Origin of the sequence: Sphingobacterium sp. N143, assembly GCF_030325625.1 — a bacterium.
GTDB lineage: Bacteria > Bacteroidota > Bacteroidia > Sphingobacteriales > Sphingobacteriaceae > Sphingobacterium.
In genome coordinates this window covers 455,372-479,986 of sequence record NZ_JACAIS010000002.1, presented here as the reverse complement: position 1 = coordinate 479,986, position 24,615 = coordinate 455,372, and the positions used below count along the sequence as shown (strand labels likewise).

General features: G+C 40.1%; 19 protein-coding genes. 12 read left to right on the top strand and 7 right to left on the bottom strand.

The annotated features are described in order from the left end of the window. The first annotated feature begins 119 nt into the window (after positions 1-119). Positions 120-1,640 carry a glutamate--tRNA ligase gene (gltX, locus tag HX021_RS05550; protein WP_286589073.1) on the top strand — a complete coding sequence of 507 codons (1,521 nt, stop codon included), beginning with the start codon at positions 120-122 and terminating at the stop codon, positions 1,638-1,640. A 202-nt stretch (positions 1,641-1,842) separates the two neighbouring features. On the opposite strand, the gene HX021_RS05545 is transcribed toward gltX, so the two are convergent. Continuing rightward, positions 1,843-3,420 carry an MFS transporter gene (locus tag HX021_RS05545; protein WP_286589072.1) on the bottom strand — a complete coding sequence of 526 codons (1,578 nt, stop codon included), beginning with the start codon at positions 3,418-3,420 and terminating at the stop codon, positions 1,843-1,845. A 6-nt stretch (positions 3,421-3,426) separates the two neighbouring features. Continuing rightward, positions 3,427-4,575, bottom strand: coding sequence for an HlyD family secretion protein (locus HX021_RS05540; RefSeq protein ID WP_286589070.1), 1,149 nt, complete (start codon positions 4,573-4,575; stop codon positions 3,427-3,429). Positions 4,576-4,767: 192 nt separating this feature from the next. Between HX021_RS05540 and HX021_RS05535 the strand changes: the two genes are divergently transcribed. Then, positions 4,768-5,577: a helix-turn-helix transcriptional regulator gene (locus HX021_RS05535; RefSeq protein WP_286589068.1), complete on the top strand. Its 810-nt coding sequence runs from the start codon at positions 4,768-4,770 to the stop codon at positions 5,575-5,577. A 4-nt stretch (positions 5,578-5,581) separates the two neighbouring features. Here HX021_RS05535 and HX021_RS05530 read toward each other — a convergent pair whose 3' ends face one another. Continuing rightward, the gene (locus HX021_RS05530; protein WP_286589065.1) at positions 5,582-8,467 is read right to left on the bottom strand and encodes a DEAD/DEAH box helicase; all 2,886 of its coding nucleotides are present in this window, start codon (positions 8,465-8,467) and stop codon (positions 5,582-5,584) included. Positions 8,468-8,560: 93 nt separating this feature from the next. Continuing rightward, entirely contained in the window at positions 8,561-9,340 is a 780-nt protein-coding gene (gene dapF / locus HX021_RS05525) for a diaminopimelate epimerase (protein ID WP_286589064.1), read from the bottom strand. Between the two features lie 231 nt (positions 9,341-9,571). On the opposite strand from dapF, the gene HX021_RS05520 reads away from it, so the two are divergent. The 5 genes from HX021_RS05520 (at position 9,572) to HX021_RS05500 (ending at position 13,917) form a co-directional block, all read left to right on the top strand. Next, entirely contained in the window at positions 9,572-11,122 is a 1,551-nt protein-coding gene (locus HX021_RS05520; protein WP_286589062.1) for a Do family serine endopeptidase, read from the top strand. Between the two features lie 311 nt (positions 11,123-11,433). After that, positions 11,434-11,874: a low molecular weight protein-tyrosine-phosphatase gene (locus tag HX021_RS05515; RefSeq protein WP_286589060.1), complete on the top strand. Its 441-nt coding sequence runs from the start codon at positions 11,434-11,436 to the stop codon at positions 11,872-11,874. A gap of 138 nt (positions 11,875-12,012) precedes the next feature. Further along, complete coding sequence (locus tag HX021_RS05510; protein WP_286589059.1) at positions 12,013-12,360, top strand: hypothetical protein; 348 nt, start codon at positions 12,013-12,015, stop codon at positions 12,358-12,360. Further along, positions 12,361-13,119 (top strand): peptidylprolyl isomerase, encoded by a 759-nt coding sequence (locus HX021_RS05505; protein ID WP_286589058.1) that lies wholly within the window; start codon positions 12,361-12,363, stop codon positions 13,117-13,119. It abuts the gene before it with no gap. A gap of 30 nt (positions 13,120-13,149) precedes the next feature. Beyond that, positions 13,150-13,917: an exodeoxyribonuclease III gene (locus HX021_RS05500; RefSeq protein ID WP_286589055.1), complete on the top strand. Its 768-nt coding sequence runs from the start codon at positions 13,150-13,152 to the stop codon at positions 13,915-13,917. 111 nt (positions 13,918-14,028) lie between these two features. On the opposite strand, the gene HX021_RS05495 is transcribed toward HX021_RS05500, so the two are convergent. Further along, positions 14,029-15,090: an Mrp/NBP35 family ATP-binding protein gene (locus tag HX021_RS05495; RefSeq protein WP_286589054.1), complete on the bottom strand. Its 1,062-nt coding sequence runs from the start codon at positions 15,088-15,090 to the stop codon at positions 14,029-14,031. A 285-nt stretch (positions 15,091-15,375) separates the two neighbouring features. Here HX021_RS05495 and HX021_RS05490 point away from each other — a divergent pair, with 285 nt between their 5' ends. Both HX021_RS05490 and HX021_RS05485 read left to right on the top strand, forming a co-directional pair. Then, positions 15,376-17,556 carry a biosynthetic peptidoglycan transglycosylase gene (locus HX021_RS05490; protein ID WP_286589052.1) on the top strand — a complete coding sequence of 727 codons (2,181 nt, stop codon included), beginning with the start codon at positions 15,376-15,378 and terminating at the stop codon, positions 17,554-17,556. Next, positions 17,540-18,082, top strand: coding sequence for a phosphoribosyltransferase (locus tag HX021_RS05485; RefSeq protein WP_353621019.1), 543 nt, complete (start codon positions 17,540-17,542; stop codon positions 18,080-18,082). Before HX021_RS05490 ends, HX021_RS05485 begins: the two co-directional genes overlap by 17 nt. Positions 18,083-18,123: 41 nt before the next feature. On the opposite strand, the gene HX021_RS05480 is transcribed toward HX021_RS05485, so the two are convergent. Then, the gene (locus HX021_RS05480) at positions 18,124-18,690 is read right to left on the bottom strand and encodes a DNA-3-methyladenine glycosylase I (protein WP_286589050.1); all 567 of its coding nucleotides are present in this window, start codon (positions 18,688-18,690) and stop codon (positions 18,124-18,126) included. 122 nt (positions 18,691-18,812) lie between these two features. Here HX021_RS05480 and HX021_RS05475 point away from each other — a divergent pair, with 122 nt between their 5' ends. The 3 genes from HX021_RS05475 (at position 18,813) to HX021_RS05465 (ending at position 21,693) form a co-directional block, all read left to right on the top strand. Next, positions 18,813-19,784 carry a DUF4271 domain-containing protein gene (locus HX021_RS05475; protein WP_286589047.1) on the top strand — a complete coding sequence of 324 codons (972 nt, stop codon included), beginning with the start codon at positions 18,813-18,815 and terminating at the stop codon, positions 19,782-19,784. A gap of 11 nt (positions 19,785-19,795) precedes the next feature. After that, complete coding sequence (locus HX021_RS05470) at positions 19,796-20,566, top strand: uroporphyrinogen-III synthase (RefSeq protein ID WP_286589045.1); 771 nt, start codon at positions 19,796-19,798, stop codon at positions 20,564-20,566. Between the two features lie 260 nt (positions 20,567-20,826). Continuing rightward, complete coding sequence (locus HX021_RS05465) at positions 20,827-21,693, top strand: cupin-like domain-containing protein (protein ID WP_286589044.1); 867 nt, start codon at positions 20,827-20,829, stop codon at positions 21,691-21,693. Positions 21,694-21,735: 42 nt separating this feature from the next. Here HX021_RS05465 and HX021_RS05460 read toward each other — a convergent pair whose 3' ends face one another. Beyond that, a complete protein-coding gene (locus HX021_RS05460; RefSeq protein WP_286589042.1) occupies positions 21,736-24,615 on the bottom strand; it encodes a PD-(D/E)XK nuclease family protein in 2,880 nt (959 codons plus the stop codon).

The following is a 24,615-nucleotide window of genomic DNA, read 5'->3' as shown; positions in this document are numbered from 1 at the left end:
GATTCCGTATTAGTGTACTCAATTGCAAATTACTGAATAAATGTCTGTTTTCTGCACTTTTATTTCACCTTGGAGTCTATACTACTGCCCAAATCAAAATTTTGTGGTAATTTTGCGACATGAGTTCAGAAAGAAGAGTAAGAGTACGTTTTGCACCGAGCCCTACCGGCGGTCTTCACCTCGGAGGTGTGCGTACAGCTTTGTTTAATTTTCTCTATGCACGTCAGCATCAGGGAGATTTTATTTTACGCGTTGAGGATACGGATCAAACCCGTTTCGTACCGGGAGCGGAAGAATATATTAACGAATGTTTGACTTGGTGTGGTTTGACACCTGATGAAAGTCCTTTAAAAGGTGGAGAATACGGGCCTTACCGTCAAAGTGAAAGAAAACCATCTTACCGTCAATATGCTGAACAGCTTATTCGGGATGGATATGCCTATTATGCATTCGATACAGCAGCGGAATTGGAAGAACAACGCAGATTACAACCTAATTTCCGTTATAGCCATGAGAATAGGCTTACGCTGCGTAATTCGCTGAGCCTTACTGAAACCGAAACTCAACAACTTTTGGAGGCTGGGACTCCACATACCATCCGCATAAAAATTCCTACAGATGAAACAGTAACATTCACGGATATGATACGTGGAAAAGTCGCTTTCGATACGAATTTGGTGGACGACAAGGTATTGCTTAAAGCTGATGGGATGCCAACTTATCACCTGGCAGTGGTGGTGGATGATAAAGCCATGGAGATATCGCATGTTTTCCGTGGTGAGGAATGGCTGCCTTCAGCACCAATACATATTCTGTTATGGGAATATCTCGGCTGGGAAAATAGCATGCCCATGTGGGCACATTTGCCGTTGATTTTAAAACCTGACGGAAATGGAAAATTAAGCAAACGTGATGGGGATCGATTGGGATTTCCGGTCTATGCCATGAATTGGACAGATGCTAAATCGGGAGATACAACAAAAGGATTTCGTGAAATGGGCTTTTTGCCTGAAGCCTTTGTCAATATGTTGGGTGTGCTGGGCTGGAATGATGGTACTGAACAGGAACTCTTTTCATTGGAAGAATTGATTCAGAAGTTCGGCGTGGACCGGATCAGCAAAGCAGGAGCGAAGTTCGATTTTGAAAAAGCAAAATGGTTTAACCATGAATGGATCAAACGCTCTTCAAGCGACACTTTATTGCCACAAATCAATGAAGTGCTGGCCCACCATCAGGTAAAAGCTGAAGAAACGTATGTGAACCGGGTCGTGGAAGCTGTTAAAGAACGATTAACTTTTGTTGAAGATTTTTGGTCACAAGCTTCATTCTTTTTTATCCAGCCCGAAGTCTATGATTTGAATGCCATAAAACCGAAATGGTCTGCAGAAAAAACAACATTCTTCGAAAATATAATGAAATCATTTAAAGGTTTTGATGACTGGCGAGCTTCAGCACTTGAGCCTTTCTTCAAAGATGCTATCCAAACTTCAGGCATGAAAATGGGGGAATTGATGATGCCATTCCGGATCATGCTTGTAGGAGGCAAATTTGGTCCAGATGTATTTCAAATTGTTGAATTACTGGGCCAACAGGAAGTGATCGAACGTATCGAAAAAGCACTGAAGGAATTTAACGCATAAGTTTTATACTTTATAACATAAAAAAGGGTTGTTGCATTGGTTTGTCAACAACCTTTTTTATTGAAAGTATCTGTTCTTTGGCGGTCAAGAGCTTCGCTATTTTATACTTGTCTTCCTCATTATACGGGGGAGGTCCCAGGTTTGTTGACTGTATATGGGTGATGTTTGTCTGCCGAAGGTTGAACATTAATTGCCTGATATCTTATAAATGCGGGATTTTGAGCCGCATAAAGATCGCTTTGGCCGGTCCAAACAGGAAAATTAGCGCGGTAATTAGAACTCCCAAAAATCCGAGATAAGTGAATATCTCCATATTACTTATTAAGGAAGCTTGTTGACTTACCGTCACCGATAGGCTTTTACTTGCAAGCTGGTTGGCCAATAGATCCCCATGTATACCTGTATATTTATCTAGCAATGTATTCCAATAGTGAGCTGTTTGTGCGGCACTGCTGTTCAATGTTTGTTCGAGCTGAATAAAGTGTTTTTGGTTGAGTAAATAGCTGATATTCTGAACAAGTGAGAAACCAATGTTGGTGCTCCAAAACCGTACTGTGGTACCCATTAAGCCAGCATTGCCGACGTGATGTGGCGCTACTCCGGTTAAGATATAGATGACAAGTGGGGTAAAAAGCCAACCCTGTCCGATTCCTTGAATAAATAAGGGCAGCCCTATGGTCCAACTCGTGGTATCAGGATAGAAGGTCGGCACAAAGAGAAAGCAGGAGGCCGACAAGATCAAAAATCCTGAACCAAATATGTATTTAGGTGATACATCCCGAAGTAATAGTACTCCTGAGCTGCCAACGCCCAGCATGGTGCCAATGACATTGATATATTGAATATCTATAATATAGTGCCAGGGCCATTTCCAGACATTGGCCATCACTGTATATACATTGTTAAGGCTGCTGCGAATGATATAAAAGAGAAAAAATAAAATAACACCAATAATAACATTTTTGTACTTCAGAACCTCGAAATGGAATAATGGTCGCTTGACCATATACTGTTTAATGACAAAAAGGGCCCCGAAAATTAGGGAAAGCGCAAAATCGATCACAATATTGCTGTGTTCGAACCAATAGTATTTGCGACCATATATCAACACGTATGCTGCACAGCTCAATGAAATGAGTAGAAAAAGGCAGCTTGCCAGGTCCAATTGATAGAGTGGAAATTTCTTGCCTAATCGGTTGTTGTTCAAGAATAGCAACGCGATGGCAATCACCATCAAATGCCAATACAGCACGACATGGATCATATCTTCCCAACCGTAGTCCATTATACTCTCTTTTAAAAGTGAAGTGGTTATGGTAGACCCGGTTAGCATAAAGGTATATAGGAAGAAATATGCAATCGTGCGATTTTTGGTGTGCCGAATCTGCATCATCAGCATGGGCAGGAAACATGCCCCTTCAAGCACGCAGAAAATTCCTTCAACTACTCTTAGGATACCAATGAGAAAGGGATCCCTGGTCATTGATATAGCGAGCAGTACCAGGATTGATAGGGAACAGGTCAGCAGGATATAAGTCCTTACCCTAAAGAATGCGAACAACCGTTGGAATATTAATAGGGCAACAACAATGGCGCCGTACATCAAGGAGAGAAAATACTGTATATCTTCCGCTTCGATCTCTAATGCGGATGCTGTAAATGTGGTATTGGAATGGAAGAGAGACATCAGCATGAGATGTGGAAACATGGCCAGAATCATCATGGGAAGTTTAATCCATTCGGGTACCCAGTTATAATATAAAGATTTATTTGGATTCATGTGTAATTACGATTGGTGCGATGCATGGATGATGACGTTCATGCCTGCACGTAATTTTGTTAGATCTTGTTGTGGGGCAAAGACGATTTTGATCGGAATGCGTTGTTCTATTTTGACAAAATTTCCGGTTGCGTTGTCCTGTGGTATTACCGAGAATTTGGATCCAGAGGCCGGGGAGAAAGAGTGTATTTTACCCTTGAACCTTAATTTGGGAAATGCATCAACCTGTATAAGGACTTCTTTACCTTCAGTCAGGTCTTCAAGCTGTGTCTCCCTAAAATTTGCATTGATCCATTTTTCTTCGCTGACCACGTTGACCAAAGTCTGTCCTTCTTTTACATATTGTCCCGGCTGAATAGTTCTTTTACCAACAAAACCATCATATGGAGCGGTTACTACTGTATAGGAAAGGAAAAGCTGCGCATTGTGTTTAGCCGCTTTTTTAAGGTTGATATTGGCTTTGGCAGGCAGTTCATTGGCTTTTTCTTTGTTGCTGTTCAACTGTGCAGCGTTATACTCCTGCTGCATGGCGTTGAGCTGCGCTAGCGAGATATCGTAAGCAGCTTTGGCGTTGTCGTATTGCTGCCTGGTGGCTGCATCTGCCTCAAGTAAATTTTTAAATCTTCGGTAGTCTTGTTCTGTCTGCCATACACTGACTTTAGCCGCGTCTAACCGTGCCTTTTGGATGGCAATGCCATTGGCTGCAACATGAGCACTTTTGGCGATGACAACAGCATTTTTCTGACTGCTTTGCAGTTCAGCATTGGCCATATCCACCTTGGTCTGGTACTCGCTGGCATCTATGATCAGTAAAGTATCACCCCGGTGTACATATTGGTTTTCATCGAATTTTACCTCCTTTACAAAGCCAGAAATCCTGCTGGCAACTGGGGTGACGTACTGATCGACTTGGGCATCATTGGTGGTGACATAATGATGAGTAAATAGTAAATGTTTGACTAAAATTCCTATCCCCACCAAGAGTAAGATGGTAGCAAACACAACTAAAACTTTGTTAAATCCTTTTGTTCTGTCTTTGTTTTCTTCTTTGTTCATTTGTTCTCTGTCAAAATCTATTTTTTCTCTCCAGATGCTACAATCGTTTGATCTATCATCAATCTTGTAGATGCTCATTTCTCCCCATGCTGAATGCATAACGTTCTTTATTGGCGTTATAAATTGTTATTGAACAGATTGCTCTAAAATGGGAATCGTTAAAGTCATTCGTTGGAGCAAGGGAGCTGGGACTGTGCACAAAGATACAGCAGGCTGGTGTTGTTTATTTTGTATAGTCGGACTGATATCTGTTCATTTGCGCCATTTAATGAAAAATTGTACTTTTAAGGGATGGATCAGGAAATGCTTACGGCAATTAATGCTGATAATTATGATTTTTATGTCGCGCACACGCATGTGGATCGGATTGATTCGCGCGAGTATCTGCATCAGAAAGGGCGACTGCTATACGCTGATGGTGGAATAATCCATGTGTTCACTGCTACCAGGCACTGGTATCTTCCGGGGCGGTTTTATATGTGGATTCCTGCACATACTGCCTATCATTTGGAGAGTTCAAGCTCGCGGATCCATTTATATAGTTTTTATTTTAAAGAGCCGAAAGAATTGCAGCAAGTCCTTTCCACGCCAAATATTTTTCTGAGTAATGACCTGATGCGGGAAATGTTTCTGTTTGCGCAGGACTGGTCGGGGGGGATCAATAAAAGGAATGATTATACAAAATATTGCTTACTGCGTGCGATGCTAGCCCTTATTCCGGAGATGAATGCACCGATAGATACTTTTCCAATTCAGCATCCTTATCCCAAAAGCGAGAAGCTTCGGCATATTGCAAGGTACTTGAACATGAATATCGATCAGCCTTTTACCATTGAGGAGGTGGCCACACAATTCGGCATGAGCAGCAGGTCCTTGTCACGGCTTTTTAAGGAAGATATGGGAATCAGCTACATTCGGTTCTTGCGGGCTATAAGAATCTCTAAGGCTTTGGAGTTAATGTCCGAGAATAAGTATTCTATCCTAGAAATCGCCATACGTATAGGATACAATGAGCTGTCTTCCTTCAGTAATATTTTCACTCGGGTGACCGGTATCCGGCCGTCGGTTTACATGTCGAAGATCAATGCTTATAAGCATTGATTGTTTAGGCTAAGAGTTCCTGCAGATCTTCCTGAGAAAGTGATTTGATGAAGCTTTCTTCTGTGGTAATGAGGCTCTGAGCAATGGATTTCTTTTTGTTCTGTAAAGCCAGGATCTTTTCCTCAACGGTATCTTTGCTGATAAATTTATAAATAAACACATTTCGGGTCTGCCCGATACGATGTGAACGGTCTACAGCTTGTTGTTCAACAGCAGGATTCCACCATGGGTCTAAGATAAAGACATAATCGGCTTCGATCAGGTTGAGACCAACGCCGCCCGCCTTGATGGATATTAAAAACAGCTTGGTATCATTATTTTGCCGGAACTGGTTGACCGCCTCGTCACGATTTCTGGTTCCCCCATCGAGATAGGCATAGTTTATTCCCTTTTTGTCAAAATATTGACGAAAGATATTGAGTTGTTTTACAAATTGAGAAAAGATCAACACTTTGTTGCCACGTCGCATCACCATTTCAAGTGTTTCGATAACAGCATCGAACTTTCCAGAATCCCCCAGAAAATTCTCGTCAACCATTTTTGGATGATTGGCAAGCTGACGAAGTTTGGTCAATCCCTGTAATAGTGCTATCTGTGTGGATTTTGGCTTGCTGTCCAGTTGTCCGTCAAGTATGGCATTTCGGTATTCCGATTTTACTTTTTCATAAAGCTCGGATTGCTTTTCTGTCATCTCACAGTAGAGCACCTGTTCGGTCTTTGGCGGCAGTTCTGTGGCGACCTGATCTTTTGTTCGCCGTAAGATGAAGGGTTTTACAATTGCTTGAAGTCGTTGTGCTTTTTCTTCATCCTTTTTCTTTTCTATAGGCTGTACAAACTCTTTTTGAAAATAGATATAGCTCCCCAATAAACCAGGATTTGTGAAATGCATCTGTGCCCAAAGATCCGATACTGAATTTTCCACAGGGGTACCGCTCAAGGCCAGCTTATTTTTACTTTTCAGACTTTTTACAGCTTTGAAAGATTTGGATGTTGGATTTTTAATATTTTGGCTTTCATCTAAAATGATGTAGTTAAAATAAAAGCTACTCAGGATATCCGCATCAATACGCGCAATGCCATAAGTGGTAATGATTAAATCATAGTTGGTGAAAAGTGAGGCATCTTTAATCCGATTGTTTCCGGTGTGCAGATGGATATTGAGTTGAGGAGCAAATTGATGGGCCTCTTTCTGCCAATTATAAACTAATGAGGTCGGCAGGACCAACAATGATGTACGTCCCTCTTGGGCTTCTTGCGGCAATTCTTTTTGCTGTTGAAGCAGCGCCAGGGTCTGGATAGTTTTTCCTAGGCCCATATCATCTGCGAGACAACCACCAAATTTATATTGTTTGAGAAAATTAAACCAGTTGTAACCTGCCTTCTGATAGGGCCGAAGGTGCCCTTTGAAATGCTTTGGTTCCGGAATGTCGGTAATCTCTTCAAAATTTGTTAAATTCTGTAATTTTCGGTTGAATACCAGCTGAGTATGTTCGCTGATTTCAAAGAGTAGGCCGATATGTACTTTATTGAGTTTGAGCTCATGCCTATCGGTTGAAAATTGGAATAGGTGATTATACTGTGCAAACCATTCTTCAGGAATCATTGCAATTTCACCATTGGGCAAAGTGAATTCTTTGATATTATTGAGGATATGGTTTCGGAGCTGAATAAAAGGAATTTCATAAGGACCAAATTTTGCAATGGCACTGATATCAAACCAGTCATTGCCTTCATCAATGGAAATGTCCAATGAGGTATGGCCTATAAAAAAGCGCTTTTCTTCACTATCTTGTATGATCTCAAAGCCAAGAGCATCAAGATCCTCCTGATGGCTGTTCATCCAGTCAAATATTGTGGCACGCTTACCCGACTCAAGGATGGGGGTAAACAAGCCTAGTTGATGGTCAATTTCTTCAAGCCCCAATTTCTTTAAATTATCGCCTTGTTGCTGTTCCCATTGTAGGGATCGTCGGACACGATGGAAAAGGTATAAATCATTCTCTTCATGGTATTCCATGCGTACTGTTACTTTATTCTCCGCCCCAGCAGTAAATAAGTGCGGACCGTATTTAAACTGCAGCTGTAACTGTGAAATCCCGTCTTCGACATAAATCAGATGTAATAAGGGGACGGCCTGATGCTGATGGGTCTGGATTTCGAAACCTTCTGCATACACATGGTAGCGTTCTATGAGTCCGCAGACGAATGTCTCAAAATATTTTTTTTCTGTATGACGGCTGACAGAGATATAGCGTTTGTTGAGAAAGGGACTTAGTTTTTTCCCTTCAAGCGCTTGGTCAAAATAATACAATGTATTGTTTAAAAGAAGCCATGCTTGCACATTGGTCAATACAATAGCATTTTTAAACATGAATTCCAATCGTTGATTCTCATATTTGATGGTTGGAAAATAGCGCGTTTCTTCGTTATTTCGACGGAAATGAAATAAGATAGAGGCAGCTGATGTTGCCAATTTGATTTCTTGATCTGCGGGATAGCCATCTTTACTCATCATAAAAAGTGGTTTGTCGCCAATAGATTCAAAAAACTGGATCATCTTTTCATCGATCTTAGGTCGCAAGAGATCATAGAGCTTCTTGTCGAAAACTTTGGAAAAGAAATCGACGGGTCGGATTGCTTTTTTATAATATTTTTTGATGAGGTGGGTTTGCTCGATCTCATCCAACAGTCGGATCAGCTTATAATCAATTTCATCCAAATCAGCAGCATAGGCATCTACAGTATTGCTAAATATACGTTGGTATCGCAGGGAGTAGGTTCCATTCGGATTGAGCTTGACCATATGTGGCTCAATGAGATAGCCAAGGTAAGGATGCTCACATATAGAATAAACGATTTTGTATACTGGAAATGACTTTGACTGTTGCATTAAAAATAGCGTACCTCGTAAATAAAGGTTTCTAATATACAATAAAATATGGCATTAACCACAATTTGGGGGATGAAATTTAAAAAACTCAACCTAGTAGTTTCCTTCAAAGACGAATTTGGCAGGACCCTTAAGAAAGACATTTGAAAAATGATGACCATTTTTGTGAAATGAGATATACAACTGTCCGCCCAGTACCCGGATGGGGATGTTGATATCACCCTCTAAATTTTGTTCAAGCGCTATTGTCATTGCTGCTGCGGTGGCACCAGTGCCGCAGGCATAGGTTTCATCTTCGACACCGCGTTCGAAGGTGCGTAAAAAATAACCATTTCCCTCTGCCTCAATAAAGTTTACATTAATACCTTCTTGTCGATAAGTATCGTTATTGCGGATAGCATAACCGTCTTGGAATACATTTTTTTCTTTTAGGCCAGTAACGAAGGAGACATAGTGGGGTGAGCCTGTCTGCAAGATGTAAGCTTCACCATCACGGGAAAATTCATTAACATCGATCATTTGCAGGTTGACAAGATCGTCTGACAGGGAAGCGTGATGCTCACCGTCTACTGCCAAAAAGACAGTCTTGTCAGTAATAAGTCCCAAATCATGCGCAAAAGCGACAATGCAACGCCCACCATTGCCGCACATACTCCCTTCTTTGCCATCGGCATTATAATAAATCATCTCAAAATCGTAGTTTTCCTTATTTTGGAGAAGCATAAGCCCATCTGCGCCGATACCAAACCGACGGTCACATAATTTTTCTACCAATGTCTCATCAGCACGATTAAATGAATTATCGCGATTGTCTACTAAAATGAAATCATTTCCTGCTCCTTGATATTTTGAGAATCTTACTTTAGCTGCCATTATGTTGATTTATAGTAACAAAAATACGTTTTTTTGTTACAAAAAAGCTGAAATAAGTTAAGAATTGTTAAAATAATTGTATTTGTCCCGCAATTAACATTTTTTAACGTGTCGGATTTTCCGAAGGCCTTGAAATGGTATTACATTTGAACATATCCGAATAAAATCGGTAATTTTAAGAGCAAAAGTTATCAGCTTATATTAAGACATTTTAAAAATATAGATAAGTTTATGAATAAGGTCGGTTTAGCGCTATTAACAGCTGTTTTCGGTGGAGCGGTAGCATTAGGTGGTTACAAGCTTATTGAGAATAAGAAACTCGAAAGCATGTCCTTCGAGGATAAACAAAAAGTTTATTTTGCCAGTAACCCAACAGGCGTTATCTCTTCAACGGGTAATCCTGATTTTACACAAGCTGCTGCGGCTGTGCAGCCCGGCGTAGTACATATTAAGACGACATATAGTCGAAAAGGTTCTCAACAGTCACAGGGGTCACCTTTTGATATGTTTGAAGAGTTTTTTGGAATGCCACAAGGACGCCGTCAGATGCAGTCACAACCTGTGCAGGCTTCTGGATCAGGTGTGATTATCTCGGATGATGGTTACATCGTGACAAATAATCACGTGGTTGAGGATGCCGACAAAATTGAGGTGGTCCTGACTGATAAGCGTTCATTTGAAGCCAAGTTGATTGGTCGCGATCCCAACACGGATATCGCACTGCTGAAGGTCTCAGGGAAAGGGCTCCCGGTCGTGAAATTGGGCAACTCAGACAATGTTAATATTGGTGAGTGGGTATTGGCTTTTGGCTATCCATTGGGCTTACAATCTACTGTGACAGCAGGTATTGTCAGTGCTACTGGTCGTGATATCGGTATCCTTAGAGAAGGACAGCAACAACGTGGCAATCCATTTGGTGGTGGTACGGATCAGATTCCTGTAAGCTCAGCTATTGAATCTTTTATACAAACTGATGCTGTCATTAACAAAGGTAATAGTGGCGGTGCCCTAACGAATGCCTCCGGTGAATTGATCGGTATTAATTCTGCTATTGCTTCTCCGACAGGAGTTTATGCAGGATATGGTTTTGCTATTCCGGTCAACCTGGTAAAAAAGATTGTTGATGATTTTGTTGAATTTGGTAATGTAAAACGTGGGTATATCGGTGTGAGTTATACGCCAATAACACCTGAGCTTGCTAAGGAGAAAGGTATTACAGATGTTAATGGATTGTATGTTCAAGATGTTGTGAGCGGGGGTGCTGCCGAAGCAGCCGGTATCAAAAAAGGCGATATTCTGACTAAAATCAATGGCAAAGTAATTACGGGATCGCCAGTCTTGAGTGAGACAATAGGTCGCTTACGTCCTGGCGATAAAGTGAATGTTGCTTACAAACGTGACGGTAAAGAAAAACAGGTTTCAATGACACTGAAAGGTGAAGAAACGCTGAAATCTGCAAATAGTGCTGGTGGAAAAGCATCAAAAAGTGCAACAGAAATCTACAACAAGCTAGGTGCAAGCTTTATTCCAGCTTCTGCAGCGAAGAAAAAAGAGCTAGGTGTGAATTCTGGTGTTGTGGTAACCCAAGTGAATCGTGGCGGTATCTTTGACTACTTTGGTGTCGAGAGAGGCCTTGTGATCACTGAAGTGAACGGAAAGGCTGTAAATACTGTTGATGATGTGGAAGCCGCCCTAGGAGCTACGCAACGTAATATTGTGCGCTTGAAAGGGGTCTCTCCTCAAGGTGGAGCAGTTCAGTTGAGCTTCCCTGTGGAATATTAAAGATTGAATTAAGAATTGGTTGATTAATATAGTTTAGGTGGTTCTAACTGTTAGGTTAGGCCACCTTTTTTTTCTTTAATAATTTAAGATTAGTTATTTTGCGGGATCAAGTTATGCTGGGCTTATGATGCATTTAAGGTGTACACATCATGATGAAATATAATTGTTGCCAAATAGTGACGGGGCAATGAAAGCATGATGTGTTCTTATTGTGGGATGCGGCGTATACTGAGGGGTATGAATACCTTGTTGCAGCAACAGTGGAGGGGGCTGTTTAAGCTATTTTTATGACTTTATAATAATTTATTCAAATGAAGATTTTAATGGTTTGTTTGGGGAATATCTGTCGTTCGCCATTGGCGCATGGGATATTAAAACAAAAAGTAAAAGATAAGCAACTGGATTGGGTTGTTGAATCTGCTGGTACCGGTGACTGGCATATCGGTGAGGCACCAGATCGTCGGGCTATCGCAATTGCTAAGAAGTATGGTGTTGATATCTCCAGCCAGCGGGCGAGGTATTTCCAGCCTGCATTTTTTGATGAATATGACCTTATTTTCGTGATGGATCATCAGAACTTTGCTGATGTATGCGCACAGGCTGTCAATCAGGATAACCTGCATAAAGTAAAATTATTTTTAAAAGATGATGTTGTCCCGGATCCATATTTTGATGATAATCTGTTCGATCCGGTTTTTCAGATGATCGATCAACGCTGTGAAGAAGTTGTGACAGAGGCTATCTCATCGTAAACAATGGATCGTAACGTTCTTTGATGAATTACCTGGTCTGCCATCTGATTGTATTCGCTTTGTCAGCACTTAGGATCGTGATGGAAGTAGATTTGCAAATAAGGGCAAATTTATTTTAGTTTGTTTAAAACAAAAAAAATGAAAGCAGCAGAAGTTAACAAGAAGTGGAGCCTCTTACAAGGAGAAATCGCTTCTTTATTTGATATGGAAAAACCTGACATCAAGGTATGTTTATTCCTTATTGGTGTGCAGGAATTGGGAAAAGGCCCTCAGAATTTTTCAAAACGTGAAAAGGAGGAGCTCATGCACATTGCCACTTGCCGGCTTTTTAGTGCGATGGGATTTTATAGCTTAAAAGGCTTGGATGAAGAAGGATGGCCACATTGGGAATTGGTAAAACCTATTCCTAATTATACTCTATTGGAACAAGAGCTTATCATGAAGTCCTTGATCATCGATTATTTTGAGGAACTAAACGTTATTTAAATGAGATTTTTTAAAGTTTTTTTAGTCGCTGTATTCTGCTTTTTGCAGTTAATGGTTTTTGCGGCGAAACCAGAATATAAATATGTTCAAATTGTTACGGATAAGGGTACTTGTGTCTTACGTCTGTATAATGAAACTCCAAAACACAGCAATAATTTTGTGAAATTAGCAAAAAGTGGATATTTTGACGGGACGTTGTTCCATCGCGTTATCCAGAACTTTATGATTCAAGGAGGTGATCCGGACTCACGGAATGCCGTAGGGGGAGCACAACTTGGTAATGGAGGGCCAGGGTATACCATTCCTGCGGAAATTGAAGATGGACTTTTTCACAAAAAGGGGGTGATTGGTGCAGCGAGAGACAATAATCCTGCGAAAGCTTCTTCTGGTTCACAGTTCTATTTAGTGCAGGGAAAGGTCTTCACTTCTGAAGATCTCGACCGTCTGGAAAAAACACGGATGAATGGTAAGAAGTTTTCGGAAGCCCAGCGACAGGCCTATACTACTATCGGTGGGGCGCCACATCTGGATTGGAATTATACTGTATTTGGGGAGCTGGTTCAAGGAGTCGATATGATTGATCAGATTGCAGCCGTAACGACAGACACACATGACCGGCCAAATACCGATCAAAAAATGACGATGCATGTACTGACTAGACGAGAGGCACTCAATCTGGAACGTGAACTGAAAGGTCTCAAGCCTCAGAATAGCATCTTTTCAAAAATCGCGGACCTGTTCTCATCGAAAGATTATTAATCTAATAGACCAACTACTCAATACTCGAATATGAAAATAGTAACCTACAACGTGAATGGTTTGCGTGCAGCCTTAAAAAAGGACTGGTTAGGCTGGTTGAAGTCCGTAGATGCAGATGTGATCTGTCTCCAGGAGATTAAGGCGAGCCCAGACCAAATTCCAGAAGTAGCTTTATTGGAGGAAATGGGCTATGAGCATTACTGGTATCCAGCTCAAAAGAAAGGATACAGTGGTGTTGCATTATTTACCAAAATTTCGCCAATACACATTGAATATGGCTGCGGCCATGAAGATTATGACTTTGAAGGCCGTATTATCCGGGCAGATTTTGATCAAGTGTCGGTGATGAGTACTTATTTTCCTTCCGGTACAACCGGGGATGTTAGACAGGATTTTAAATACCGTTTCCTGGATGATTTTCAATTATATAGTGATAAGTTGTTGATTGAAAAACCAAATTTGGTGGTGTGTGGAGATTATAATATCTGTCATCGCGCCATTGATATCCATAATCCAAAGTCAAATGCCAATTCTTCGGGTTTTTTGCCTGCAGAGCGTGAGTGGATGGAAAATTTTATCAATTCGGGGTATATTGACTCATTCCGACATTTAAATCCAGATCCACACCATTATACTTGGTGGAGCTATCGTGCCGGTGCTAGGAGCCGAAATTTGGGCTGGCGCATTGATTACAATATGGTGTCCAAACCGTTGGAAGCACATATTAAATCTTCAAAGATCTTAGCTGAGGCTGTTCATTCTGATCATTGTCCCGTTTTGCTGGATTTAGCGATCTAAATTTTGAAATATAGAAGAGGCTTTCATCTACTTGAGGAAAGCCTCTTTATGTTGTGATTGTGTTCAGCTTAGTAGAGCAAAGGCTACTGGACTGGGGAATTTAATATTTTTTTAGGCCTGACTGTGAATGATGGAAAGCTGTTGTGCGACTTTCTCTGCAATGGTCAGAAAGGATTTTGTCACAGGATCTTCTTCATCAATTGCAATAGGAAAACCATTGTCACCAGCGTCAGAAATGCCTTTGAGCAATGGTATCTCACCGAGGAAAGGTACTTTATATTCTTCTGCAAGACGTTTTCCGCCATCTTTGCCAAAAATATAATACTTATTATCAGGTAGTTCTACTGGGGTAAAGTAAGCCATATTTTCAACAACTCCCAATAAAGGAATATTGATGCTTTCCATTAAAAACATGCCAATTCCTTTCACTGCATCTGCGAGCGCCACATGCTGTGGTGTAGTGACAATCACAGCCCCAGCAATAGGGAAGGTCTGGGATACGGTGATATGGATGTCCCCAGTTCCTGGAGGCATATCCACAACCAAATAATCCAACTCACCCCAATTGGCATCATTGAAAAGCTGTTTGATTGCCGAGGTCGTCATCGGACCACGCCAAGGAATGGGTTGGTTGGGATCTGTAAAGAAACCGATAGAAAGCAATTTTAAGCCAAATTTTTCGAGAGGTTGAATTTTAGTTTGACCATCTGGCATCTCCACAGAACCGGGTTTGGCACCTTCGAGTCCAAACATGATCGGTAAAGAGGGACCATAAATATCCGCATCCAAGAGTCCTGTTTTAGCTCCCTTAGCATGGAGCGCTAAGGCTAGGTTGGCAGCCACGGTAGATTTTCCCACACCACCTTTGCCCGAAGAAACCAAGATAATATTTTTAATGCCTGAAACCTGAGCTCCCTGTTTACCAATGACATTGGAAGTCATATTGATTTGGACTTCAATATTTTTATCGATAAAGTGGGCGATAGCATTTCGGCAAGCATGCTCTATATGGTCTTTTAATGGACATGCTGGGGTTGTTAAAATCACGTCGAAACCAATCTTCTGCCCTTCGATCTGGATATTTTGTATCATATTCAATGTGACAAGATCCTTTTTCAGGTCAGGTTCTTCCACATAAGATAATGCTTTTAGTATTTGTTCTTTGGTAACCATTGCTTATTCATTTGAAATCATGGAATACAAAACTACTCAATGCGGATCAATTTCCTGTCATTTGTTTGTTTTTAATAGGAATTAAGAATTGATAGTATACTGTCTTTCTAAGCAGTGCATCTGTTCTCGTGCTGCCAACCTTTTAATGGATAATAGGTGGGGATAAGCTGGTTTCCCAAGTATCGGCATTTATGTTGGTTTCAGGATAATTATAATTGTATATAAAAGCAAATTTATCTAAGTTTGATTGTTAATATGCATGCATTTGCATTAAGAAAGTAATTTATGTCCAATCGATTTATAACAGCTCTTAAGTCCCGCAAATGGCGATGGCTTTATATCACATTAGCAGTCTTCTTGATTTTGGCAGTCGTTGTTGGCACCTACGCTTATCAGAAAAGAGATGCCATGCTCATGGGGGCAATCAATAAAGCCAAGACTAAGCTGCTGGAAAAGTATGATATGGAACTCAAGATCCAGTATTATGCTTTTCAGGGAATGAATGCTGTACAGTTTAAAAACATACAGCTATTACCTAAAAACAGGGCGCCACTGGCACAGATCAACGACCTCACTGTGTCCGTTAAATTATGGCCCCTGCTATTTGGTGATGTTAAACTGGGACAGGTGGTATTGGATCATGGTGCAGTTTCTCTTGTAAAGAAAGATACTATCAGTAACTATGATTTTCTGTTTAAAAAACAGAAAAAAGATACCGTTGAAAATGATAATCCAAAGCAGAATTTAGCAGCTCTCGCAGATCGATTGTTAAAAAATGTGTTTTTTAAAATCCCGAATGATCTAGATTTGAAAGATCTGGAGCTTTCATATCAGGATGATAGTACTTCACAACGGATCGTCATCCCGTCTGCAGTCATAGATGGTGGTGATATGGAGTCTAAGTTTTTGCTCAACAGCCATGAGGCTGCCTGGAACCTAACAGGCACAATAGATCCAGATAACCAAGAATGTGATTTGCGTCTTTTCTCGGATAAGAAGGGGGTAGATCTTCCCTTACTGAGACGTAAATTTGGCCTTGCAGTTAGCTTCGACGAAATATCCTTCCGATTGGACAAGGCTCATCGAAGAAATAAAGAACTGCTCGAGTTGCATGGACAGTGGGGATTTAAGAACTTAAAGGTAAATCACTGGCGTATTTCCAGCAAAGATGTGATTTTCCCGGAGGCGACGATGCAGGGGGCGCTTAATATTGGCGCGTCTTCGATTGAAGTTAGTAAAGAAAGTACCGTACAGGCAAAGGATTTTATATTTTCCCCTTATATGAAATATGTACATAAGCCGAAGAAAGAAATTTTTCTTGCCATTCATACGGAAAAGATTGAAGCACAACATTTTTTTGATGCCATTCCAGCGGGATTATTCCCGAGCTTGGAGGATATTCAGGTGGAAGGGCATATTCAATATGACTTAAATTTCGCTTTGGAGCTTAAGAAACCCGATAATCTTCTCTTTTCCTCTAAAATTGACGACCGTGATCTGAACGTAGTGAAATGGGGAGAAGCGAATATCGCTATGTTAAATACCCCTTTTACCTATACCGCCTATGAGGACGGCAAACCAATGCGGGAGATCGTCGTCGGACCGCAGAATCCTAATTTCACACCATTGGATCAGATTTCCCGTTATATGCAGATCAGCCTGATCAATACGGAAGACCCGTTTTTCTTTAAACATAAAGGTTTTGAGGAAAAGGCTTTCAAACTCTCTATTGTCACAAATATCAAGGAGAAGGGCTTTAAACGGGGAGCGAGCACCATTTCTATGCAACTGGTAAAAAATGTATTCCTCAATCGTAATAAAACGGTCGTCCGAAAACTGGAGGAGATACTCCTCGTCTGGTTAATGGAACGTTCGCAGCAAGTCAGTAAAAAACGCATGTATGAGGTATACCTGAATGTCATTGAATGGGGTAATAACGTATATGGAATTACTGAGGCTGCCCGCTATTATTTTGGTAAAACACCTGCCCAATTGGGCCTCGGTGAAAGTATATTCCTGTCCAGTATTGTTCCTCGTCCTAAAAAGGGATTGAACTTTTTCGATTGGACCGGACATCTGCGCGGCAATATGCTTCGTTATTTTAATACCTATGGATATATTATGACCAAAACAGGTCAGATTGGTGTTGATTCAACTAGATCAAATTATGGTTTTTATGACGTTGTTTTGCTACCCCACTTGCGCTCTGCGCGACCTGCTGTGGTAGATCAGGTTGACACAGTTGATATGGGAGATGAGTCTCTGTTATTTGAAAACCTGGAAAGTACATCCCCCGCAGATAATTTGGAGGGCATATCACTTCCTAAAAGCTTGGAAAGTAAGTCACTTCCTGAAAAACAAACAGAAGAAACGACCGAAAAGGAAAAACCGAAAAGATCATTATTTGATAAGATACTTGGCAGAAAGAAGGACGGAAAAGAAAAAAAGGATGATGAAAAAAATTGAAATCGATGGACTGCTCTTTGAACCCTTATTTGAAGAGGAACAGATTCAGAAACGTGTTCGTCTTATGGGAATAGACATCAGTTTACGTTACGAACATAAGCAACCCGTTTTTATAGGCGTTTTAAATGGCTGTTTTATGTTTATGGCGGATCTCCTCAAACAGATTGACGTTCCTTGTGAAATGTCCTTTATTAAATTGGCTTCCTATATTGGGACAGGACAATCGGAGCTGAATGAACTTCTGGGGCTCGGTATTGACTTAGAAGGACGGGACGTTATTATCGTTGAAGATATTGTTGATTCGGGCCATTCACTTAAACATACATTGGATGCTGTAAAGCGGCTGAACCCCGCCAGTGTAATTGCATGTGCACTTTTAGTGAAACCCGAAGCTTTACAATATCATTTTGAAGAATTGACCTACGTCGGGTTTGAGATCAGTAAAGAATTTGTGGTGGGGTATGGCATGGATTTTAATGGCTTGTGCCGCAACCTACCTGATATTTATAAAAATGTGCCCGTTTAGTGAACAATATATAGACTGCTAATGTTAATGTATTGCTTGCATTAGTATTTGAAGGAACAGGTTTCGATATGATCATTCACCATGCCTACTGCCTGCATGTAAGCATAGCAGATGGTTGAACCAAAAAACTTAAACCCTTTTTTCTTCATGTCCTTTGCTATGTTGTCAGAAATCGCTGTCGTGGCTGGAATATGCTGCAGGCTGGGCCAATGATTTATAATTGGTTTCTGTTCAGGTAAAAAGCTGTATAGGTAATTGTAGAAACTGCCATGTTCAGCCTGAATTTTTTTGAACAGCTGTGCATTGGTGATCGTCGATACAACTTTATTTCGGTTTTTGATGATGCCAGAATCTTTTAAAAGCATCTCCACATGATCTGCAGTATATTCGGCAACCCGGTCAACATTGAAGTTTGAGAAAGCCTCTTGATAAGCAGCTCTTCGACGTAGGATGGTGATCCAGCTTAATCCAGCTTGTGCAGATTCCAGGATTAAAAATTCGAATAAAGTCTTGTCGTCCTTAACCTGTCGCCCCCATTCTTGATCATGGTAGTCTGTGTATTGTCTGTCTGATCCGCACCATTGACAGCGTATTATTTCCTTGTGCATGATGTATAAAGATTTTTGGATGCAATATAACTTTTTATCCTAACTTTACGGCCATAAAAGAATTTCGAAATGTAAAAACGGCTTGAGTTATCTTCAGTGCCGATAAGAAGTAGTTTATTCTAATGAAAATTGACATCTTTAAATATCATATTCTATTGGTGATTCTATTGGTGTTTTCGGTGATGGAGCTGAATGCACAGCGGCGGAGTATACGGCCGGTTGGCAAGGATAGTATTGCTGTTGTAGATAGCTCTGCGATTGGTCGAGATACCTTGCATACGGCGAATCAGAAGATTCTAGCTTCTTTAAATCCGGCTCTTCAACAACGATATCAAGTCATAACCCAGGAGAATGGCGTTTTGGTTATTCATAATGTGAATAATTTTGATGCAAAACAATACTTTCAGGGGACAATACAAAATAATGCTTTGGATCGGCAGTATGGCATACCAAAGCCACATCGGGAAAATTGGATATTGTTTGCTGTTTTATTTTTGATCTTCGGGGTAGGATTGATCCGTGTTTTTTTCCCTTCTGATATTAAACTTGTGTTTCAAGGGTATTTTGATGATCGGGTCCTGTTATCAGTAAGTAAGGAAGACACCATCTTAACTTCATGGCCATTTATTTTTCTATTTATATTGTTTTCCGGAGCAATTGGTCTTTTTGTCAGCTTATTTTATGCTTATGAGCTAGACCGGTTCGACTTTATCACACTGCCAAATTATATCAGGACCGTTGGTATGGTAGGCGGATTGTTTGCGCTGAAAATTGGTTTCATCCGATTTTTATCTTTTGTTTTTGAAATCCGCAAACTGGTAAAAGAATATGTTACCGTGTTATATTTGATTTATTTCAACACCCTGTTTTTTATGCTTCCCATACTGTTAACGCTGAGCCTGGTACCGTTGGCAGCTGTGGGGATGGTTTTGAATTTTGCTATCGTGGGGGCCGTTTTATTGTTTTTTTACCGGTTTCTTAAAACGGCGGCTCATATTATGTCTGTGTATAAATTTTCAATTTCCTATTTAATTTTGTACCTTTGTTGCCTAGAAATAGCACCAATATTAATACTGTTAAGATTATTGAGCTAAAACTGGTTAATATGCAAACTTCAGACGTAGAAAGAGCAAAGAAGGTAAAAAGTGTACTAGTGACATTACCAAAACCTGAAAACGATAAGTCCCCTTATTATGATTTAGCAAAGAAATATGGCTTAAAATTAGACTTTCGGGGTTTTATACATGTAGAAGGAGTTCCTGCCAAAGATGTGCGTAGGGATAAAGTTAATTTAGCAGATCATACTGCGGTAATATTTACGAGCAGAAATGCGGTAGATCATTATTTTAGAATATGTGAGGAGATGCGATACGAAGTATCTGCGGAAATGAAATACTTCTGTATTTCAGAAACGATTGCCTTGTACCTTCAAAAGTATATCCAATATAGAAAGCGCAAGATTTTCTTTGGAAAACAAACGGCCAAAGATTTAGAAGAAGTCCTGAAAAAGCATAAATCAGAAAATTTCCTTTTCCCATGTTCGGATGTTGCCAATGAAGAAACAAGTAACTGGTTACAACAGAATGGCTATAAATTCACTCCAGCGGTTCTTTTTAGAACTGTGGTCAGTGATCTAAATGACCTGAAGGATGTGTTTTATGATATCATTGTATTTTTCAGTCCTTCAAGCGTTCAGTCCTTGTATGAGAATTTCCCTGATTTTAAACAAAACAACACCCGTATTGCTGCATTTGGAGCTTCCACTCAGCAGGCTCTCTTGGACCATGGATTGATCTTGGATATTCCTGCCCCTACACCAAAGGCTCCTAGTATGACAATGGCTGTTGAAGAATATATCAAAAAAGTAAATAAATAATAACCATTCTAGGTTTATATAAATAAAAAAGGGTTTTTTAACCCTTTTTTATTTATTGGAACATTTGTTGTTCTTCAATAAGTGCCATGGTGTTATTAAAATAGAATAAAAGTGACGGTTGTCATTGCTATTTTAGTTATATTTCTATTAAATTGTGTTGGAATTATCTATTCCAATTAAAAATAAGGCAGAAGCTGTATTTTTAAAATTTGGTAGAAATATTTTTTTTATGTTTGTAATGTAAGCAAAATTAGTCAGTCGTGAAGTTAAAGCAAGTTGATAAAATTTCGGGCATTCGATCAGAAGACTTTTTAAAAAACTATCTAAAACCAGGGTTTCCGGTAGTCATAACAGATTTTATAAGTGCAGACAGTCCTGCATGGAAAAAATGGAATTATGATTATTTCAAGGAAATTGCCGGTGATATTAAGATTGATGTCTATGGAAAGGAAGAGGAGTCAATGGACCGTGCTGCCAGTGCTCCTGTAGGACAGATGACATTTGCAGAATATTTGGATCTGATCACAAAAGAACCCACAGAGTTGCGATTGTTTTTGTTCAATCTTCTCAAGATACGTCCAGAATTGAAACAGGATGTTATTTATAACGATGTCACTGGAGGTAAGGTGCTCCAATGGCTACCTTTTATGTTTTTTGGTGGCGAAGGCTCGAGTACTCGAAATCACTTTGATATTGACATGTCACATGTGTTCATTTCACAGTTTCAGGGATTGAAACGTATTTGGCTTTTTCCTAATGATCAGTCCGATCTGATGTATAAACTGCCCTATAATTTCCATAGCATTGCCAATCCAAAGCATAGCAATGAAGAAGAATTCCCCGGAATCAAGTATTTGGAGGGATATGAAGCTGTAATACATCCTGGAGAAACCCTGTATATGCCTGCAGGGTGGTGGCATTATATACAATATGAGACCGAAGGATATTCCATCTCCGTCAGAGCATTGGCTAATTCGATTAGTGAAAAGCTGAAAGGAGCACGTAATCTATTCATCACAAGGCATTTTGATAATACGATGCGGAAAATATTTAAAGAGCATTGGTTTCATTACAAGATAAATACGGCCAAACGACGCGCAAATAATGCAATAAAAAGAAATAAATAATCATAACTAATGAAGGGGGCTCTTTTAAGCCCCCTTCATTAGTTATGATTCCATTTCCGCCCATTTGCTTGCCTCTCGATAGAATAAGGTGTAAGGATCATTTGGGTAAATGACAGCTTCAGGATTATGTCTAAAGGGAATATTGGGGTTAAAAATCTCCGTAAGTATGTTGCTTAAAAATTTTATAAAATTCTCCTTTTGGAAAGCAAGAAACTCAGCGGTTAATACTCCTTCTTTTCCATTGAATAAAGTCCCTTCCTCACGCATTTTCCGTGCAACATAAAGATGAGGTTCTAGTTGTGTTCTCCCTGTTTTTTGTTCGAATACATAGGCATAGAATAAGGTTTGGACCATTGCTTTGTTTTCTGTGTTTGGCGCAAATACTTGATCAATTTCTTTGAATAGAACCGAATCTCCTCCGGTTTTGTAATCCACAATCCTGCTGATGATACGATCATCATGCGTGATGACTTCATCAACCCGGTCAATAATACCATATAAAGTAACCTGTTCTGCTTTTCCGTTTATTTCTACTGGAAAGGGGAGCGTATAGTCAATATCGTTTTCCAGCTCGATGATACGGAACGCTTTATAATTGGCTATATCATATTCAAGGTACATCTTTACATATTCACTGGCGATCTTTAGCATAATGCGCTGCAAACTGTTTAGATCACTGGCCGAATTTAGTGCTGTTTGATATTGAAGGCCAATTTCACGGACAACAAGCGGTTCTATCTGGTCAACTTGTTTGAGCAGAACCTTGGTCGATGTAAAATCCGTAAGCTCTTTAAAGGGTAGGAAGATACGCTCCATTACATTATGGATAATGGTCCCTAATTTGTTCATTTCAAATTCTTGTGAAATAGATGGCGGTTCTTTGATATTGGCAATATGCTTGAAAAAAAATTGTAAGGGAGATTGTAAATACGTAGTAAGCGCTGTTGCCGATATTCTTTTTTGGTTGACAATAAAATCCTGGTACATTTTTGCCCAGATTTCATCTCGTTTTTCGATGATAATCTCTGCGGCTTTATCGGCAAATTGTATTGGCTGTTGCTGAACTCGGCGTTCAAAATGAAATTTACTTTCAAATTCCAACTGTTTGATAAAACGGCTTTCCTCTCCACTTGAACTTTCGTCTACGATACCATTATAAAAAATATGTATGCCTTCGCTATATTGAAAATGCCGGTAAAAGAGATAGGCTGACAGTGCGTCTTGATTTTCCAAGATAGGGAGTCCATAGGCACTTCTGAGGCTATTTGGAATAAAGGTTGGGGAGTTTGCTGTTTTCGGCAGAATACCTTCATTTGCGCCAAGGATATATACATTGTCAAAATTTAAACATCGGCTCTCTAAAAGTCCCATAATCTGTACCCCATGTAGCGGGTCCCCTTCAATAGCCGAATTTATTGGCGATATGGCCTTTTTTATTAGACCGATCTGAAAACTGATGCTTAAGGGATCAATGGTATCAAAGCCCAGTAGCAATTGATGGAGTGTTTTCTTTGTTTCCACTAACAGGTTATTGTCGATCTGACGTATGCGCTCCTGTGAGGAGATGCTGTGCAACAGGTCCTCAATCAACTGAATAAGCGATGGAATCAGTCGTGCAGCATTTTCTATTGGAACAAAAAATTGTGGAAAGCAACTTTTAAACCGCAGATCTTCCAAAGAGATTTCAAACAATTGTTTTTCTGCAATTTCCTTTTGAATTTGCAATTTATCGCCCACTGAAACCAAGGTCAATGGGTGGTTGATAAATGTTTCGACCAGCTGATAAGAAAGTTTACGTTTTTTGTATTGAGATATTTCCAGGTGTACTTCCATCCAGAGATCTAATATCCCATAGATAGGAGATTGAGTTAAGGGGTATCCAGTTGTAATATTGGGGTTTACCTCAGGAAGACTCTGTAATAAGGGAACCAGTAAATTTTCATCGGCGAGCAGAATCGCTGCGCTTTGATCCCCCTCAGTATGTTGCTGGAGAATATCATACAATAATTTCGTTTGGCTTACCCGACCTGTACTTGCATATAGATTCACTGTTGAGGTTCTGTTGCCAATAATATTGGGGCTATCGCCAAGTGCATTGACCAACCCGGTCTGAAAGAGGTTTCTGCGAATGAATAAACCTGCTTCCTGCATCGTATCTTCTAGGTAATAGGCATCCGTATCAAAATAAAATAGTGCCTTTCCCTCGTCTTGCCATTGTTTGAATAACTTCGCCTCGGCTTTACTTAATGCGTTGAAGCCAACGAATAAAATCTGTTGAAATGAAGATGAAAATTGTTGATAGGGAGCGCGGCCTTCAACCAGGTCGCGGTAAATCGTCGGAAAATTGGTTTGACCTGCAGCACGGAGCCGTTCTTTAAATTTATCATATAATATCGGCAGTCTTTTCCAAAGCTGTAAAAAGCGTTCCTGGACACCACTATGCCCTGCAATGGAAAAAGATTGCCAAAACTGACGGATAAATCCTTGTTGCTCTGAAGACAGATGTTGAAAAGCAATATCAATTTTAGTATTGTCATAAAGCTCCAGGTAGATCTGTTCAATAGGGACCAAGTCATAATCGAGTTGTCCAAAGTCGCTCAATATAATCTCTGCAATGGGATAGAATTCTTCTAGGGACTCAGGGCTCTTGCCCTCCGTAGCCAAAAGCTCATTATGGATTTTATAAAGATGGAAAAATTGTCCCAAAGGACTGGCTTCAGTGGCATCGGTTGATAATTTGAAAAATTCTTGGATAGTAAAGAATTGAGGAGACCAGATAGCTTGGCCATATACATTTGCAAGATGCTTTTTGAGGTATGTAATCGGACGTTTGTTGTTAAACACGATGGCGATATCACTCAAATCATTTCCAAAACGTTTTTGAATATCTTCTGCTACTAATTTTAAAAAGGCTGTCTGCAT

What these genes read in the sequence shown, in the direction of transcription:
- gltX (WP_286589073.1), top strand. Translation starts at nt 120, where the DNA reads ATGAGTTCAGAAAGAAGAGTAAGAGTACGTTTTGCACCGAGCCCTACC.
- HX021_RS05545 (WP_286589072.1), bottom strand. Translation starts at nt 3,420, where the DNA reads ATGAATCCAAATAAATCTTTATATTATAACTGGGTACCCGAATGGATT.
- HX021_RS05540 (WP_286589070.1), bottom strand. Translation starts at nt 4,575, where the DNA reads ATGCATTCAGCATGGGGAGAAATGAGCATCTACAAGATTGATGATAGA.
- HX021_RS05535 (WP_286589068.1), top strand. Translation starts at nt 4,768, where the DNA reads ATGGATCAGGAAATGCTTACGGCAATTAATGCTGATAATTATGATTTT.
- HX021_RS05530 (WP_286589065.1), bottom strand. Translation starts at nt 8,467, where the DNA reads ATGCAACAGTCAAAGTCATTTCCAGTATACAAAATCGTTTATTCTATA.
- dapF (WP_286589064.1), bottom strand. Translation starts at nt 9,340, where the DNA reads ATGGCAGCTAAAGTAAGATTCTCAAAATATCAAGGAGCAGGAAATGAT.
- HX021_RS05520 (WP_286589062.1), top strand. Translation starts at nt 9,572, where the DNA reads ATGAATAAGGTCGGTTTAGCGCTATTAACAGCTGTTTTCGGTGGAGCG.
- HX021_RS05515 (WP_286589060.1), top strand. Translation starts at nt 11,434, where the DNA reads ATGAAGATTTTAATGGTTTGTTTGGGGAATATCTGTCGTTCGCCATTG.
- HX021_RS05510 (WP_286589059.1), top strand. Translation starts at nt 12,013, where the DNA reads ATGAAAGCAGCAGAAGTTAACAAGAAGTGGAGCCTCTTACAAGGAGAA.
- HX021_RS05505 (WP_286589058.1), top strand. Translation starts at nt 12,361, where the DNA reads ATGAGATTTTTTAAAGTTTTTTTAGTCGCTGTATTCTGCTTTTTGCAG.
- HX021_RS05500 (WP_286589055.1), top strand. Translation starts at nt 13,150, where the DNA reads ATGAAAATAGTAACCTACAACGTGAATGGTTTGCGTGCAGCCTTAAAA.
- HX021_RS05495 (WP_286589054.1), bottom strand. Translation starts at nt 15,090, where the DNA reads ATGGTTACCAAAGAACAAATACTAAAAGCATTATCTTATGTGGAAGAA.
- HX021_RS05490 (WP_286589052.1), top strand. Translation starts at nt 15,376, where the DNA reads ATGTCCAATCGATTTATAACAGCTCTTAAGTCCCGCAAATGGCGATGG.
- HX021_RS05485 (WP_353621019.1), top strand. Translation starts at nt 17,540, where the DNA reads ATGATGAAAAAAATTGAAATCGATGGACTGCTCTTTGAACCCTTATTT.
- HX021_RS05480 (WP_286589050.1), bottom strand. Translation starts at nt 18,690, where the DNA reads ATGCACAAGGAAATAATACGCTGTCAATGGTGCGGATCAGACAGACAA.
- HX021_RS05475 (WP_286589047.1), top strand. Translation starts at nt 18,813, where the DNA reads ATGAAAATTGACATCTTTAAATATCATATTCTATTGGTGATTCTATTG.
- HX021_RS05470 (WP_286589045.1), top strand. Translation starts at nt 19,796, where the DNA reads ATGCAAACTTCAGACGTAGAAAGAGCAAAGAAGGTAAAAAGTGTACTA.
- HX021_RS05460 (WP_286589042.1), bottom strand. Translation starts at nt 24,615, where the DNA reads ATGCAGACAGCCTTTTTAAAATTAGTAGCAGAAGATATTCAAAAACGT.